Here is a 14,059-nt window from a genome sequence, read left to right as displayed (position 1 = left end):
TCTTCGTCGGCTGGCCCACTGGCGCGCAATGCGATAACAGCCGAGCCCCGGGACAGGTCTGCGAGGCGCCTCGCAGACCGATTCTGATGGCGCCCCTGGTCAGGTGAGCGTGGTGGTGTCCCCGAGGGACTCCAGCAGGTCGCGCAGCGTGTGGGCGAGCTCGTCCCGGCGCTCCTTCGGCAGCGCAGAGAGTACGCGGTCCTCCGTCGCGACATGGTCCGGCAGGGCCCGGTCGATCAGGGCGTACCCCTCGTCGGTGAGTGTCACGTAGACCACCCGCCCGTCGGCCTCGCTGGGCGTGCGGGTCACCAGCCCCCTGGACTCCAGGCGGTCGAGTCGCTGCGTGATCGCCCCCGACGTGACCATGGAGGCCCGCATCAGCTCGGCCGGCGTCAGCCGGTGCGGCGGGTCGCTGCGGCGCAAGGTGGCCAGCACGTCGAAGGAGGCCCGGTCGAGCCCGTGCGCGGCGAACGTACGGCCCAGCTCCGCGTCGATCAGCCGGATCAGCCGCGACAGCCGGCCGATCACCGCCATCGGTGAGACGTCCAGGTCAGGGCGCTGGGCGTCCCATTGCTTGAGTATCAGGTCGACGTGATCAGCCACCACTCCAGCCTAACGATGCCTTAGCGGTGAGGTAAATCACCTCGCCAAGTAACTTAGCGCTGAGATACTTTGTCTTAGTGCTAAGAAATCAATCGGGAACCGTCCTGCTGACCGCGCTGACCCCCGCCATCTGGGGGACCACGTACCTCGTCACGACCGAACTGCTGCCGCCCGGCCGCCCCCTGCTGGCCGCCGTGATCCGCGCGCTGCCCGCCGGTCTCCTCCTGGTCGCCATCACCCGCCGCCTGCCCGCGGGCATCTGGTGGTGGCGCGCCCTGGTGCTCGGCGCGCTGAACATCGGAGTGTTCTTCGCGCTGCTGTTCGTGGGGGCATACCGGCTGCCCGGAGGGGTGGCCGCCACCGTGGGCGCCATCCAGCCCCTGCTGGTCGCGTTGCTGTCGGCCGGGCTCCTGGGTGAACGCCTGTCCATGCGTACGACGCTGGCCGCCGTGGCGGGCGTGGCCGGGGTGAGCCTGCTCGTGCTGCGGGCCGGCGCCCGGCTGGACGCGCTCGGCGTGGCCGCGGCGCTCGGCGGCGCCGTCGTGATGGCCTTGGGCGTGGTGCTGAGCAAGCGGTGGCAGTCGCCCGCGCCGTTGCTGGCCACCACCGGCTGGCAGCTCGTGGCCGGCGGCCTGCTGCTGCTCCCGGTGGCGTTCCTCGTCGAGGGCGCGCCGCCGGCCACCCTGACCAGCGCGAACCTCGCCGGGTACGCCTACCTCACGATCATCGGATCCGCGCTCGCCTACGTCCTGTGGTTCCGGGGCCTGCGGCTGCTGTCGGCGACCAAGGTCACGTTCCTGGGCCTGCTCAGCCCCGTGGTCGCCACCGCGCTCGGCTGGCTCGTCCTCGGCCAGGAGCTCACCGCGGCCCAGGCGCTCGGCGCGCTCGTCGTCCTGGCCGCCCTGGTCGTGGCCCAGCGCCAGCCCGCCCGCACGTTGACCGAGAAGCCCCGCGTCCTGGCCGGAAAGGCCGGAAAGGAGTCCTGACATGCGCATCGCCGTCTTCGGAGCCGCCGGAGCCGTGGGCGGCAGGGTCGTAGCCGAGGCGCTGGCGCGCGGCCACGAGGTCACCGCCGTCGTCCGCGACCCCGCCCGCTTCCCCCTGCTGCCTCCCGCCGCGCACCCCCGCGCCGGCGACGCCTCGGACGCCGGGGACGTGGCCGCGCTCAGCGCCGGGCAGGACCTCGTCATCAGCGCCACCCGGCCCGCGCTCGGCCACGAGGCCGACCTGGTCACGACCGCCAAGGCGCTGCTGGCCGGGGTGGCGAGGACCGGCGTGCGGCTGCTGCTCGTCGGCGGCGCGGCCGGGCTGACCGTGCCGGGCACCGGCGGCCTCACCGTCGTCGAGACCCCGGACTTCCCGCCCTCGTGGCGGCCCATCGCGCTGGCCTGCAACGCCCAGCTGGAGGTCTGCCGGGCCGAGCCGGGCGTCGACTGGGCTTACGTGAGCCCGCCCGCGCTGCTGGAGCCGGGGGAGCGTACCGGACGCTACCGGCTCGGCGGCGACGAGCTGCTGGTGGACGCCGAGGGCAGGTCGGCGATCTCCATGGAGGACTTCGCCGTCGCGCTGCTCGACGAGGCCGAGCGCCCCCGGCACCACCGCGCCAGGTTCACGATCGGCTACTGAACCGCCGTCTCACAGGGTCACGGGCAGCGACGTCAGGCGCCAGGTGCCGGGGTCGGGCATGTGCCGCACCTCGCCGGCGAGCGCCAGGCCGGGGAAGCGGCGCAGCAGGGCGCCGATCGCGATCCCGGCCTGTACGCGGGCCAGCGAGGCCCCGACGCAGAAGTGCGGCCCGTGTGCGAACCCGAGATGCCCCGACTCTTCGCGCCGCAGGTCGAACCGGTCCGGCTCGTGGAAGGCGCGCGGGTCGCGGTTCGCCGAGGCGATCGAGGCCGTGACCGGCACGCCCTTGGGAACGGTCACGCCGCCGATCTCGATGTCCTCCGCGGGGAAGCGGGGGATGGTCAGCAGCTGCGGCCCGCACCAGCGCATCAGCTCCTCCACCGCCCGCGGCATGAGAGCGGGGTCGGCCCGCAGCGCGGCGAGCTGACCGGGGTGGGACAGCAGGGCGGCGACGGAGTTGGCGATGAGGTTCGTGGGCGTCTGGCCGGCCATGACGAGCGTCCAGACCATGGTGATCAGCTCGGTCTCGGAGAGCCGGTCGCCGTCCTCCTCCATGACGCGGGCCAGGTCGGAGATCAGGTCCTCGCCAGGCTCCGCCCGGCCCCTGGCGACCGCGGCGGTGGCGCCCTCAAGGATCCGCGGGATGGCGTCCCGGAAGCTCTCGCCGTGCCCGGCCACGATGGCGGCGCCGTACTCGCGCCAGCGGGGACGGTCGGCGGCGGGGATGCCGACCAGCTCGCAGATCACCTCGATCGGCAGCGGGCCGGCGAAGTGCGCCAGCAGATCCGGCTCCGCGGGCAGCTCGTCGAGCAGCCGCTCCACGATCGCCTCGATGCGCGGCCCGAACTCGGCCGCCCTGCGCCGCGTGAACGCGGGCGCGACCAGCCGGCGCAGCCGGGCATGCTCGGCGCCGTTCATCTCCGACATGGTCCGCAGGTATGGCAGGCAGTGCTCCGGCACGTCGGGCCGCTGGTAGCTGTGCTCGTTGGTCGTCAGCCTGGGGTCGCTCAGCATGGCCCTGGCCTCCTCGTGCCGGGTCACCGCCCAGAACGGGCCGAACCCGGGCGCCACCAGCCGCGCCACGGGCGACCGCTCCCTGGCGCTCGTGTACGCGGTGAACGGGTCCGCCAGCACGGCGGGATCGGTCAGGTCGACCTCGGGCACGTCGGTCATATCGGCTCCCTCAATTGAATGATGACATCATCTGGATGTTCAAGGTATCTCGATCTGCGAGCGCCCGGCAACGCGAGGGGCGGGGCATCGACGTAGACTTCATCAAGTACGTGCTTTACGACGCTCACGGAGTTGGCAAGGTGGATCAGAAGGAGACCGAGTTCGTCGACCGGATGGGGCTCGTCATGGAGCGCATCGCCGGGGGCCGGACGATGGGCCGCCTGTACGCGTGGCTGCTGATCTGCGACCCGCCGGACCAGTCGCTCACCGATCTGGCCGCCGAACTCGGCGTCAGCAAGACCATGGTCAGCACGGTCGCCAGGCAACTGGAGGCCGGCGGGATGGTCGAGCGCGTCCCCACGTCGGCTCGTGAGCACCGCTACCAGGTCGTTCGCGGAGGATGGGCCCAGATCATGCGGGGCCGGCTGGCCGGCGTCGAGCCGATCGCGGAGGCGCTGAACCTCGGACTGTCGATCATCGATGACGACCGCGCCGAGCAGCGGGAGCTGTTGCGGGACACCAGGGACTTCTTCGAGTTCCTCATGCGCGACGCGGACGAGTCGCTCCAGCGCTGGGAGGAGTACCGCAAACGGCTGAAAGACGACGATCAGGACTCCGGGTGAACATGATCGTCGAGGAGCACGTGCCGTTCACCGCAGGACCCCGGCACGACGCCACCGCGTCCCCTGCCGGGTCGTGCGATCCGCTCAACCGAAAAATCATCCAACGATCAAGGGAGTGACGATGTCTGACATCGTCGAGCGGTACAACATCCCCGAACAGCACTTCTGGCTGCACGGCCCGCGGCCGGGCGGGCCCGTCGAGCACAACGCCGCCGCCGGAATGTGGAACGTCTACGGTTACCCCGAGACGCACGAGGTCTTCGGCGACCCCGCGACGTACTCCTCCGACACCCTTCGCCTGGCCCCCGAGGACCAGAAGCCGGAAGGGCTGTCACTGGAGGGCTTCATCACCCAGATCGACCCGCCGGAGCACGGCAAGCTGCGCAAGCTGGTCAGCAGCGCCTTCACCCGCAAGGTCGTCGCGGACCTCGAGCCGAGGATCGCCGCCGTCACCCACGAACTGCTCGACGCGGCGCGCGAGCGCGGCGGGTTCGAGCTGGTGCGCGACCTGGCCTACCCGCTCCCGGTCATCGTCATCGCCGAACTGCTGGGCGTGCCCAGCAGCGATCGCGAGCTGTTCAAGCAGTGGGCCGACACGCTGTTCCGGCAGGACACCAAGGTCTCGTTCGACGACCTCTTCGAACGGCGGGACCAGGACACGGAGACCACGATGAAGTCGTGGTGGGAGATGTCCGCCTACCTCGCCGGCCATGCCGCCGAACGCCGCCGCCGGCCGCGCGCCGACCTGCTCACGAAGCTGGTCGAGGCCGAGGTGGACGGGGAGCACCTGCCCGACGAGCAGGTGGTCAACTTCGCGATCGTCCTGCTGCTGGCCGGGCACGTCACCACGACGATGCTGCTCGGCAACACGGTGCTGGCCCTGGACGCCTTCCCCGAGCACCAGGACAGGGCGCGGGCCGACCGCGCCGCGATCCCGGCGATCATCGAGGAGTCCCTGCGCTTCTTCACCCCGTTCGCCCTGATCGCCCGCGGCACCACCCGCGAGGCCGAGCTCGGCGGCGTGACGATACCGGCCGATCAGACGGTCCTGCTCTGGCTCGGGGCGGCCAACCGGGATGCCCGGCAGTTCGCCGCCCCCGACGTCTTCGACCCCGACCGCGACCCCAACCCGCATCTCGCCTTCGGCCGCGGCATCCACTTCTGCCTGGGCGCCCCCCTGGCCAGGCTGGAGGGCCGGGTCGCCCTCAACATCCTGCTCGACCGGTTCGACCACCTTCGCACCGATCCGGAGGACCCCGTGGTGTTCATGCCCATGCCGACCATGACCGGCGTGCGGCGCCTGCCGCTGGTCTGACCCCACATGCGGGAGGCCGTGCGGCCTCCCGCCTTTATGCGCTACGCGCCGCCTGCCACGTACCTGTCGAAGAAGGCGAACGTGCGCCGCCACGCGTCGTCCGCCGCCGCGCGGACGAGGCCGTGACGCAGCGGGAAGAGCGCGAGCTTCGCGACGGGGTGATGGCCGTCGGTCATGAAGGAGTGCCCGGCGTCCGGATAGATCTCGACGTCGTGCTCGAGGCCGAGCGCCCGCATGTGCTCGCGCAGCCGCGTGCCGTGCCGCCCGAAGCCCTGGTCGCGGCCGCCGTAGGAGCCCACGACCGGGCACACCGACCGCAGCCGCTCCTGGTCGCGGGGGACCGCGCCGTAGTTGACCGACGCGGCCCGTACACCGGGCGGCGCGCTCGCCGCGTACGCGAGGGCGAACCCGCCGCCCATGCAGAAGCCGATCACGCCGAGCCGGCCGCCGTCGACGTCGTCGCGGCCGGCCAGCCACTGCCGGGTGGCGTCGATGTCGGCGGCCGGTTGGCCCGGCTTCTCCGTCACGAACTGGTGCATGGCCCGCGTCAGGCACCCGACCCTGGTGCCGTGGCTGTACAGGTCCGGTAAGACGGCCGCGTACCCGTGCTCGGCGAACAGGTCCACCACGTCCAGCATGTCCGGTTCGATGCCGTAGATCTCGTGCAGGACCACCACGCCCGGCCAGCCGGCCGCGGGCGTCGTCCCCTGTGGCAGTGCCACCGTCGCCTCCAGCGAACCGCCGTCCGGCAGCGGGACGCGCACGTCCTGTCTCATCAGCAGTCCTCAACCGATCAAAGAGCAAGGAACGTAACGTAACACCTCAGGCGTCCCGCCTGACGAGGGCCGCCCAGCCGGCTCCGACGGATAGGCCGGCCCAGGCGATCAGCGTCAGCAGCCCGCCCGTGCGGTTCAGGGCGGTGGCCGGGTCCGCGGGCAGGCCGAGGAGGCTGAGGGCCGCCTCGTGGGGGAGGAGCCGCACCGCGTCCGGCATGCTGCCGCGCAGCGCCGGCGAGATGAGGACCGGCGTGACGAACAGCACGGCGAGCGGCGCCACGACGCCCCTCGCGACGACGGCGAAGCCGTATCCGATGAGGCTGAGCAGGAGATACACCGTCAGGAGGGCGGCCGGATCAGCGACCGGCCGGACGAGGTGGCCGGGCAGGACCGCGGGGCCCGCCGCGAGCAGGCAGGCCGCCGTGACCGCGGCGAGCTTGGCGGCGGCCAGCCGGTGCCGGCCGGGGACGGCGGCCAGGCTGACGCGCAGCTGCCCGGCGCGGTACTCGCTGCCCGCCGCGAAGACGGCGATCGCGACGAAGACGTAGACCGGCGCGACCATGAGGGTGTCCAGCTGCCCGATCGCGACCGGCCCGTCCGGCCCGGCGAGCCGTACGGAGTCCGTCGCCGCCAGGAGACCGAGCACGGTGTTCGCGGCGGAGGCGACACCCAGGGCGACCCAGGTCGCCGGGAGCGTGCGGGTCTTGGTGAGCTCCGCGCGCAGCAGATCGGCGAGCCGGATGGCGTTCATCGCGCATCCCTCCTGCCGAGCGTGATCCCGGCGACCGCCGTCGTGACCCCCGCCCACGCGATCAGCACGAGGAGGGCGTGCCCGGGGCCTGCGGTGAGCCGGTTGATCCCGGGGTCGAGCAGCAGGTTCCGGGCGGCGCTGACGGGGAGGAGCGCGTCCAGGGCGGGAGCGGCCCCGGCCAGTGCCTGTGTCATGGTGACCGCGATCTGGGCGATGGTGGCGATGACGCCGACGAGCGTGCTGCGCGCGATGACGGTGATCCCGAAGCCGGTCAGCCCGGACAGGACCGCGAAGGCCACGAACCTCCCGTGGCCGAGGAACGCGGCGCCCGTCACGAGCAGGCCCGGGTTCCAGTCCTGGACGGCGGCGTACATGAAGGCGGTGCTGATCCCCGCGATCAGGACCGCCACGAGGAGCAGGTATGCGGCGGTCGCCACGGCCTTGGCCGCGATCAGCCGGCCTCGCCGCGGCATGGCCAGCACCGTCACCCCGAGCTGGTGCGAGCGGAACTCCTGCCCGGCGATCATCGCGGCGAGGACCGGTACGAGCAGGCCCATCTGCAGTGAGGACGCGGCGAGGAGACCGAGGATCGCCTCGGCCGCCGGTTGCGGCGTCCCGGTGAAGATCTCGATGACGCCGTTGGGGGTGATGCCCGCGACCGCCTCGGCGTTCAGCCGGACCGACTGGATCAGGACCAGCGCGTGAAGGCCGAGGACGACGCCCGTGGCGATCCACACGCGCGGCAGGGTGAGGATCTTGGTCAGCTCGGCCCGCACGGCGCTCACCACCCCGGCCTCGCGGGGTCGCCGGTCAGCGCGAAGAACGCCTCCTCCAGCGAGTGGTGCCCGGCGGTGACCTGGGCGAGCGAGCCGTGGGTGACGACGCGCCCGCGGTTGATGACGACCACGTCATCCGCGGTGCCGGACATTTCCGTCATCAGGTGGCTGGAGAGCAGCACGGTACGGCCGGCCGCCGCGTAGTCCCGCAGGAAGCGCCGGATCCAGCGGATGCCCTCGGGATCCAGCCCGTTCACCGGCTCGTCGAGCACCAGGATCTCGGGCTCGCCGAGCAGCGCCGCGGCCAGGCCGAGCCGCTGCCCCATCCCCAGCGAGTACGTCCTCACCCGCCGCCGCGCCGCCTCGTCCAGCCCCACGAGTTCGAGCACCTCCCGGACCCTGCGCCGCGGGATCCGGTTGGACTGCGCGATCCAGGTGAGGTGATCGACGCCGCGGCGCTCGGGCACCGGGCCGGCTCCGTCCAGGAGCGCCCCCACCGTGCGCAGGGGATGCCTCAGGTCGCGGTACCGCATCCCGTTGACCAACGCGGTGCCCGCGCTCGCCGCGTCCAGGCCCAGCAGGACGCGCAGCGTGCTGGACTTGCCGGCGCCGTTCGGGCCCAGGAAGCCGGTGACCCGGCCGGGACGCGCGGTGAAGCTGACCTCCTCCACGGCCGTCTTGGCCCCGTAACGCTTGCTGAGTTGTGAGATCTCGATCATCGCCTGCCTCGCCTCGGATGGACGTCGCCAGCCTGGGGCGGGAGGGCATCTGCTCGCGTCCCCCGAAAGGAGACACCTACCGGGGTTCGTACAGCAGTCCCGCCTCGTGGGCGAGCACGGCCAGGTGCGTGCGGTCGTTCACGCCGAGCTTGGCGAACATGCGCCGCAGATACGTGCGGACCGTCTCCACACTCAGGAACAGCTCGTCGGCGATCTGCTGGTTGGAGTGCCCGCGTGCGACGAGCCGCACGACCTGCACCTCGCGCTCGGACAGCACCTGCCCGGCGAACGCGTGCCGCCGCGCGGGCGGCTGAGGCGCGCAGCGGCGGATCAGGCGAGCGGTGACCTCCGGCGCCAGCATGGCGTGGCCGGCGTGGACCGTGCGGACGGCCTGGAGCACCTCCTGCGGGGACGCGTTCTTCAGCAGGAACCCCGACGCGCCGAGGGTCAGCGCCTCATAGACGTACTCGTCCAGGTCGAAGGTGGTCAGCATGATCACCCGGGTGGCCGCGTCCGGGAGGATGCGGCGCGCCGCCTCCAGGCCGTTCATGCCCGGCATCTGAACGTCGAGCAGCGCCACCGCGGGCTTGAGCGCGCCTACGAGCCGCGCGGCCGTCTCGCCGTCGCCCGCCTCCCCGGCGACCCGGAACCCCTCGGTCCGGTCGAACAACTTCCGGTACGCGGCCCGGAAGCGGTCGTCGTCATCCGCCAGGAAGACGCTGACGACCCCGCTCAAGACGCGCTCCGGACCGGCAGCCTGGCGCGCACCTCGAACCCGCCCTCCGGATGGTTTCCCCAGGTCACCGTGCCGCCCACCAGCCGCGCCCGCTCACGCATCCCCCGCAGCCCCGACCCGTCCCCGCCGCGCGCCGACCCGTTTTCGCCGCGCGCCGGCCCAGCCCCCGGGCCGTGGTCGCGGACCCGCACGACGATCTCCCCGCCGTCCTGCCGAAGGTGCACCGAGCAGGCCGCGCCCGCCGCGTACCGCACCACGTTGCTCAGCGACTCCTGGACGATCCGGTACGCCACCGCCCCGGCCACGTCGTCGACCAGGCCGTTCACCTCGATCCTCGCCTCGACGCCCACGCCCGCCGCGCGGGTCGCCGCCACGAGTCCGTCCAGCCGCGCGATCCCCGCGACACCTTCCGGCGCGCCGGGCTCGGACGCAGCCCCCGTACCAGGGCCTGCATCTCCTCCAGCGCCCTCCTCGCGTGCGACTCGACGCCGGCCAGCGTGTCGCGTAACTCCTGCTCGCTCGCGTCGGCCAGGCTCCGGGTCACCCCCGCCTCCGCGCTGATCACGCCGAGCGCGTGGCCGACGACGTCGTGCACGTCACGCGCCACCGCCAGTTGCACCCGGGCCCGCTCCGCCTCCCGGGCGGCCGCGAGTTGCCTGCCGACCGCCGTGCCGAGCAGCCAGGACACGCTCAACGCGGCCACGGCCAGCGTCAGCCGCTGCCCGGCGCCGCTCGCGTCCTCGCCCGGGACCGCCGCCACCGTCGCCAGCGCCGTGAGGAGGCCGGCGAGGACGAGGACGATCGTACGGGTGCGGTCGGCGCGCGCGACCGCGAGCGGATACAGGCACCAGGCCGCGGCCAGCATCGGGTCCTGGCACACCCCCAGGACACTCCCGGCGATGGTCGCGCCCGCGGCGAGCAGCGGTGACACGACCGGCAGTCGCCGCCGCAAGGCCATCACCGCGCCTGTGACGCAGGCCAGCACCAGCCCGGCCACCAACCGTGACCGGTCCGCGGAGGCGAACGTCGGCGGCAACCAGAACATCCCGACCACGATCGCCGCGGCCGGCCCATCCAGGAACCGCCTCATCCCCCGTACCTTACGCGGCGCTCGCGTCATTGACTCGAACGGGAGTAAGGGATACATTCCGGTAGATTTCACGATTGTCCAAGGGAAATCCGGTGAGATGCCGGTGCGGACGCGCCACTGTATCCGGGACGTAGATCCCGGGAGCCAGGTCGCTTGGACTTCCGTGACCTCGTTGGTCGGGACGCGTCATCCCTGAGGAGGCATGTATGAGTGGTCTGTCCACTCCTTCGGCAATCCCCTTCCCCCGTCTGCGGCTGTGGCTGCTCGCCGTTCCGGTGCTGCTGCTGGTCGCCTACCTGGTGCTGATGGACAACGGGGCCATCTCGCAAACCGGTGCCTACCTGCACGAACTCATGCACGACGGACGCCACCTGCTCGGCGTTCCCTGCCACTGAGGCGCGCGCATGGTACGCACCCTGCTGGTCAGGGGCCTGCTTCTGGGCCTGCTGGCCGGATTGATCGCGGGCGGCTTCGCCTTCGCCTTCGGGGAACCGGGGGTGGACAGCGCCATCGCGCTGGAGGAGGCCCATGCCGCCCAGGAAGCGCCCGGCCATGACCACGGCGAGGAGGCACTCGTCAGCAGGCCGGGACAGAAGGCCGGGCTCTTCCTGGCCACGGGCCTGTACGGGCTGGCCGTGGGAGGGATCTTCGCCCTCGTGTACGCGGGCCTGCGCGGACGGGTCGGCCCCCGGTCGGACGGCGGGCTGGCCCTCGCCGCCGCCGGGACGGCGTTCGTGGCGGTGATCCTTGTGCCGTTCGTGAAATATCCGGCCAACCCACCGGCCGTGGGCGACCCGGAGACGATCAACAGCCGCACCCTGCTCTACGTGGTCACGATCCTCGTCGGGCTGGCCGCGACGGCGATCGCGGTGGCCACCGCGCGCCGGGTCACCGCCGGGCCGTGGGCGCGGTGGGGCGCGGCGGTGGCGGCGTTCCTGATTCCGGTGGTCGCGGCGTGGACCCTGCTGCCGACCGTGGACGAGGTGCCCGACGGTTTCCCCGCCACGCTGTTGTGGCAGTTCAGGCTCGCGTCGCTGGGGACGCAGCTCGTCTTCTGGGCGGCCTTCGGCGTGCTGTTCGGGTGGGCCTGCGACCGGGCGGCCCGCCGCCCGGTGACCGCCGCGTCGCCGGGCTGAGCGGGGTGCTGCTCGTACGGCACGCGAGCACGCCGGGGATGCGGGCCGCCTGCTTCCCCGCGCCCGACGCGGACGCCGACGCGGCGAGCCTGGCCAGGGCCGCCGCCTTGACCCAGACGGTGGCCAGGGCGGCGGCCGGGGCGGTGGCGTGGGCGGCTCCCAGTGTTGCCGCCGGCCAGACCGTCGCCGCGCTCGGACTGGCGGCGCGGGTGGTCCCGGCGCTGGCGGAGGTGGATTGCGGCCGGTGGCAGGGCCAGCCGTACGAGCGGGTCGCGCGGGAGGAGCCGGACGCGCTGGCGAGCTGGCTGACCGACCCGCACGCGGCCCCGCACGGCGGTGAGAGCCTGGCCGCGCACGCCGGGCGGGTCGCCGCCTGGCTCGAGTCCGTACGCGCGGAGCCCGGCGTCGTCGCCGTCTGCGACGCGGGCGCCATCCGCGCGGCGCTCGGCTACGCGCTCGGGCTGGACCCGCTGAGCGCCGCCCGATTCGATCTCGCGCCGCTGTCCGTCACCGAGCTGACCGTCACGCGCGCCGGCTGGCGGGTCGCCCATGTCAACCGGAAGGTTCTGATTTGATCGTCACATATCCGTTCAGCGCGGTCGTCGGGCTCGACGACCTGAAGCTGGCGCTGGTCCTCAACGCGGTCTCCCCGCGGGCGGGCGGCGTGCTCGTACGCGGGGAGAAGGGCACCGCCAAGTCGACCATCGTGCGCGCGCTGGCCGCCCAGCTGCCCGCCGTGACCGTGGTGCCCGGATGCCGGTTCGCCTGCGACCCGGCCGCGCCCGACGCCGGATGCCCGGACGGGCCGCACGAACCCGGGGGCCAGGGGCTGGAGCGCCCGGCCGCGCTGGTGGAGCTGCCGGTCGGCGCCTCGGAGGACCGGCTGGTCGGCTCCCTGGACGTGGAGCGGGCGCTCACGGAAGGGGTGAAGGCGTTCGAGCCGGGCCTGCTGGCCGCCGCCCACCGCGGCGTCCTCTACGTGGACGAGGTGAACCTCCTCCACGACCACCTCGTCGACCTGCTGCTCGACGCGGCGGCCCTGGGCACGTGCTACGTGGAGCGCGAGTCGGTGTCGGTACGGCACGCCGCCAGGTTCCTGCTGGTCGGGACCATGAACCCGGAGGAGGGCGAGCTCCGGCCGCAGTTGCTGGACAGGTTCGGGCTGACCGTCGAGGTCAAGGCGTCCAGGAACCCGGAGGAGCGCGCCGAGGTGGTGCGCAGGCGGCTCGCCTTCGACGCGGACCCCGGCGCGTTCGCGGCCCGGTGGGCGGCCGAGGAAACGGCGCTGGCGAGCCGGATCGCGCAGGCCCGCGCCCGGGTGCCGGGTGTGCGGCTGCCCGACGCGCGGCTGCGGCAGATCGCGACCGTGTGCGCGGCGTTCGAGGTGGACGGCCTGCGGGCCGACCTGGTGACGGCGAGCACCGCCATCGCCCACGCCGCCTGGCAGGGCAGGGATGTGGTGACCACCGAGGACGTGCGTGCGGCGGCCCGGCTGTCGCTGCCGCACCGGCGGCGGCGCGATCCGTTCGACGCGCCAGGGCTGGACGAGGGCCTGCTGGACGAGCTGCTGGCGAGGACGTCGGGGGATGAGGAGGATCCGGACGATCCCGACGGCGGAGGTCCTGATATTTCCGGACCTGGCGGGCCGGAGGGCTCGCCGACGACGGCCGGAGACGGCACCCCGCCACCCGGCGGCTCGGAAGGCGGTCCTGAAGGCGGTCCTGAAGGCGGTCCTGGCGGTGGCGGGTCCGAGGGTGGCGGGCCCGGGCCGGATGGCGGGCACCGGCAGGACCGTGCGTTTGACGGCAGGTATCCAGCGGCCGACGACGCCGGGAGCAGGGAATCGCTGCCGGCCGTCGAGGGCACAGCGCCGTCGGCCGCCGACGATGGCGCGGTGCCGGAGCACAGCGGAGGGCCAGGGAAGGAAGCGGCCGGGCGGGTGGCCGGGGTGGCGGCGCCGTACCGGGTGCCGTTGCTGGAGGTGCCCGGGGTCGGCGAGGGCGCTGCGGGGCGGCGGTCGCGCTCGCGCACCCCGCACGGCCGGGCCACCGGCTCGCGCCGCCCCGCCGGACGCGTGCGCGACCTGCACGTGACGGCGACGGTCCTGGCCGCCGCCCCCCACCAGCTGCGGCGCGGGCGCCGCGGCCCCGGCCTGGTGCTGCGCGAGGACGACCTGCGCGAGGTGGTGCGCGAGGGCAGGGAGGGCAACCTCGTGCTGTTCGTGGTGGACGCGAGCGGCTCTATGGCGGCGCGCAAGCGGATGACCGCGGTCAAGACGGCGGTCCTCAGCCTGCTGCTCGACGCCTACCAGCGGCGCGACAAGGTCGGCCTGGTCACCTTCCGCGGCCGGGGCGCGGCGGTCGCGCTGCCGCCGACCTCGTCGGTGGAGGCGGGCGCGGCGCGGTTGCGTTCGCTGCCGACCGGCGGGCGCACCCCGCTGGCGGCCGGGCTGGCGCGGGCCGCCGAGGTGCTGCGTATCGAACGGCTGCGCGACCCCGCGCGGCGGCCGCTGCTGGTGCTGGTGACGGACGGGCGCGCCACGGCGGGCGGCGACGTGGACCGGGCGGCGGCGCTGCTGGAGGGCACGGCGGCGGTGGTCGTGGACTGCGAGAGCGGCCCCGTACGGCTGGGCCTGGCGGTCCGGCTGGCGGCCCGGTTGCGGGCCCGACTCGTCTCCCTCGACTTCCTGGCCGATCTCGGGTCGGTCGTGCGCGATCACAGGAAGGCGGTCTGAG

17 protein-coding genes and 1 riboswitch are annotated in these 14,059 nt (G+C 73.3%); of the genes, 8 read left to right on the top strand and 9 right to left on the bottom strand.

Annotated features, from left to right (window positions below):
• Nucleotides 1-99 precede the first annotated feature (99 nt).
• Nucleotides 100-603 carry a MarR family transcriptional regulator gene (locus tag AB0L65_RS50650; RefSeq protein WP_185075997.1) on the bottom strand — a complete coding sequence of 168 codons (504 nt, stop codon included), beginning with the start codon at nucleotides 601-603 and terminating at the stop codon, nucleotides 100-102.
• 77 nt (nucleotides 604-680) lie between these two features.
• On the opposite strand from AB0L65_RS50650, the gene AB0L65_RS50645 reads away from it, so the two are divergent.
• Nucleotides 681-1,589 carry an EamA family transporter gene (locus AB0L65_RS50645; RefSeq protein WP_364262196.1) on the top strand — a complete coding sequence of 303 codons (909 nt, stop codon included), beginning with the start codon at nucleotides 681-683 and terminating at the stop codon, nucleotides 1,587-1,589.
• A gap of 1 nt (nucleotide 1,590) precedes the next feature.
• Nucleotides 1,591-2,229, top strand: coding sequence for an NAD(P)H-binding protein (locus tag AB0L65_RS50640; RefSeq protein ID WP_364262193.1), 639 nt, complete (start codon nucleotides 1,591-1,593; stop codon nucleotides 2,227-2,229).
• A 9-nt stretch (nucleotides 2,230-2,238) separates the two neighbouring features.
• Here AB0L65_RS50640 and AB0L65_RS50635 read toward each other — a convergent pair whose 3' ends face one another.
• Nucleotides 2,239-3,402, bottom strand: a complete 1,164-nt coding sequence (locus AB0L65_RS50635; protein ID WP_364262191.1) for a cytochrome P450 — start codon at nucleotides 3,400-3,402, stop codon at nucleotides 2,239-2,241.
• A 140-nt stretch (nucleotides 3,403-3,542) separates the two neighbouring features.
• Here AB0L65_RS50635 and AB0L65_RS50630 point away from each other — a divergent pair, with 140 nt between their 5' ends.
• Nucleotides 3,543-4,025: a MarR family transcriptional regulator gene (locus tag AB0L65_RS50630; RefSeq protein ID WP_364262188.1), complete on the top strand. Its 483-nt coding sequence runs from the start codon at nucleotides 3,543-3,545 to the stop codon at nucleotides 4,023-4,025.
• Nucleotides 4,026-4,146: 121 nt separating this feature from the next.
• The gene (locus AB0L65_RS50625; protein ID WP_364262185.1) at nucleotides 4,147-5,340 is read left to right on the top strand and encodes a cytochrome P450; all 1,194 of its coding nucleotides are present in this window, start codon (nucleotides 4,147-4,149) and stop codon (nucleotides 5,338-5,340) included.
• A gap of 41 nt (nucleotides 5,341-5,381) precedes the next feature.
• Here AB0L65_RS50625 and AB0L65_RS50620 read toward each other — a convergent pair whose 3' ends face one another.
• The 7 genes from AB0L65_RS50620 to AB0L65_RS50590 form a co-directional block, all read right to left on the bottom strand.
• Nucleotides 5,382-6,116, bottom strand: a complete 735-nt coding sequence (locus tag AB0L65_RS50620) for a dienelactone hydrolase family protein (protein WP_364262182.1) — start codon at nucleotides 6,114-6,116, stop codon at nucleotides 5,382-5,384.
• Between the two features lie 46 nt (nucleotides 6,117-6,162).
• Complete coding sequence (locus tag AB0L65_RS50615; RefSeq protein WP_364262179.1) at nucleotides 6,163-6,867, bottom strand: hypothetical protein; 705 nt, start codon at nucleotides 6,865-6,867, stop codon at nucleotides 6,163-6,165.
• Nucleotides 6,864-7,652 (bottom strand): ABC transporter permease, encoded by a 789-nt coding sequence (locus AB0L65_RS50610; protein ID WP_364262176.1) that lies wholly within the window; start codon nucleotides 7,650-7,652, stop codon nucleotides 6,864-6,866. Before AB0L65_RS50610 ends, AB0L65_RS50615 begins: the two co-directional genes overlap by 4 nt.
• A complete protein-coding gene (locus tag AB0L65_RS50605; RefSeq protein WP_364262173.1) occupies nucleotides 7,649-8,362 on the bottom strand; it encodes an ATP-binding cassette domain-containing protein in 714 nt (237 codons plus the stop codon). Before AB0L65_RS50605 ends, AB0L65_RS50610 begins: the two co-directional genes overlap by 4 nt.
• Before the next feature lie 76 nt (nucleotides 8,363-8,438).
• Nucleotides 8,439-9,098: a response regulator transcription factor gene (locus AB0L65_RS50600; RefSeq protein ID WP_364262170.1), complete on the bottom strand. Its 660-nt coding sequence runs from the start codon at nucleotides 9,096-9,098 to the stop codon at nucleotides 8,439-8,441.
• Nucleotides 9,095-9,472 (bottom strand): ATP-binding protein, encoded by a 378-nt coding sequence (locus AB0L65_RS50595; RefSeq protein ID WP_364262167.1) that lies wholly within the window; start codon nucleotides 9,470-9,472, stop codon nucleotides 9,095-9,097. The genes AB0L65_RS50600 and AB0L65_RS50595 overlap by 4 nt, the downstream gene beginning before the upstream one ends.
• Nucleotides 9,421-10,188: a histidine kinase dimerization/phosphoacceptor domain-containing protein gene (locus AB0L65_RS50590; RefSeq protein WP_364262164.1), complete on the bottom strand. Its 768-nt coding sequence runs from the start codon at nucleotides 10,186-10,188 to the stop codon at nucleotides 9,421-9,423. Before AB0L65_RS50590 ends, AB0L65_RS50595 begins: the two co-directional genes overlap by 52 nt.
• A gap of 42 nt (nucleotides 10,189-10,230) precedes the next feature.
• Nucleotides 10,231-10,360, top strand: a riboswitch (cobalamin riboswitch).
• Between the two features lie 34 nt (nucleotides 10,361-10,394).
• Between AB0L65_RS50590 and AB0L65_RS50585 the strand changes: the two genes are divergently transcribed.
• Genes AB0L65_RS50585 through AB0L65_RS50570 form a run of 4 tightly spaced genes read left to right on the top strand, consistent with a single transcriptional unit; the run spans nucleotide 10,395 to nucleotide 14,058 of the window.
• Nucleotides 10,395-10,583 (top strand): CbtB-domain containing protein, encoded by a 189-nt coding sequence (locus tag AB0L65_RS50585; RefSeq protein WP_192784851.1) that lies wholly within the window; start codon nucleotides 10,395-10,397, stop codon nucleotides 10,581-10,583.
• Nucleotides 10,584-10,592: 9 nt separating this feature from the next.
• The gene (locus tag AB0L65_RS50580) at nucleotides 10,593-11,324 is read left to right on the top strand and encodes a CbtA family protein (RefSeq protein ID WP_364262161.1); all 732 of its coding nucleotides are present in this window, start codon (nucleotides 10,593-10,595) and stop codon (nucleotides 11,322-11,324) included.
• The gene (locus tag AB0L65_RS50575; RefSeq protein WP_364262158.1) at nucleotides 11,270-11,899 is read left to right on the top strand and encodes a histidine phosphatase family protein; all 630 of its coding nucleotides are present in this window, start codon (nucleotides 11,270-11,272) and stop codon (nucleotides 11,897-11,899) included. The genes AB0L65_RS50580 and AB0L65_RS50575 overlap by 55 nt, the downstream gene beginning before the upstream one ends.
• Complete coding sequence (locus AB0L65_RS50570; protein WP_364262155.1) at nucleotides 11,896-14,058, top strand: magnesium chelatase subunit D family protein; 2,163 nt, start codon at nucleotides 11,896-11,898, stop codon at nucleotides 14,056-14,058. The genes AB0L65_RS50575 and AB0L65_RS50570 overlap by 4 nt, the downstream gene beginning before the upstream one ends.
• Nucleotide 14,059 lies beyond the last annotated feature (1 nt).

Origin of the sequence: Nonomuraea sp. NPDC052116, from assembly GCF_040680035.1 — a bacterium.
In the GTDB taxonomy this organism is placed as follows: Bacteria; Actinomycetota; Actinomycetes; order Streptosporangiales; family Streptosporangiaceae; genus Nonomuraea; species Nonomuraea angiospora_A.
This window is presented reverse-complemented; position numbering and strand designations above follow the sequence as displayed.

What these genes read in the sequence shown, in the direction of transcription:
- AB0L65_RS50580 (WP_364262161.1), top strand. Translation starts at nt 10,593, where the DNA reads ATGGTACGCACCCTGCTGGTCAGGGGCCTGCTTCTGGGCCTGCTGGCC.
- AB0L65_RS50590 (WP_364262164.1), bottom strand. Translation starts at nt 10,188, where the DNA reads ATGAGGCGGTTCCTGGATGGGCCGGCCGCGGCGATCGTGGTCGGGATG.
- AB0L65_RS50615 (WP_364262179.1), bottom strand. Translation starts at nt 6,867, where the DNA reads ATGAACGCCATCCGGCTCGCCGATCTGCTGCGCGCGGAGCTCACCAAG.
- AB0L65_RS50605 (WP_364262173.1), bottom strand. Translation starts at nt 8,362, where the DNA reads ATGATCGAGATCTCACAACTCAGCAAGCGTTACGGGGCCAAGACGGCC.
- AB0L65_RS50635 (WP_364262191.1), bottom strand. Translation starts at nt 3,402, where the DNA reads ATGACCGACGTGCCCGAGGTCGACCTGACCGATCCCGCCGTGCTGGCG.
- AB0L65_RS50625 (WP_364262185.1), top strand. Translation starts at nt 4,147, where the DNA reads ATGTCTGACATCGTCGAGCGGTACAACATCCCCGAACAGCACTTCTGG.
- AB0L65_RS50585 (WP_192784851.1), top strand. Translation starts at nt 10,395, where the DNA reads ATGAGTGGTCTGTCCACTCCTTCGGCAATCCCCTTCCCCCGTCTGCGG.
- AB0L65_RS50620 (WP_364262182.1), bottom strand. Translation starts at nt 6,116, where the DNA reads ATGAGACAGGACGTGCGCGTCCCGCTGCCGGACGGCGGTTCGCTGGAG.
- AB0L65_RS50640 (WP_364262193.1), top strand. Translation starts at nt 1,591, where the DNA reads ATGCGCATCGCCGTCTTCGGAGCCGCCGGAGCCGTGGGCGGCAGGGTC.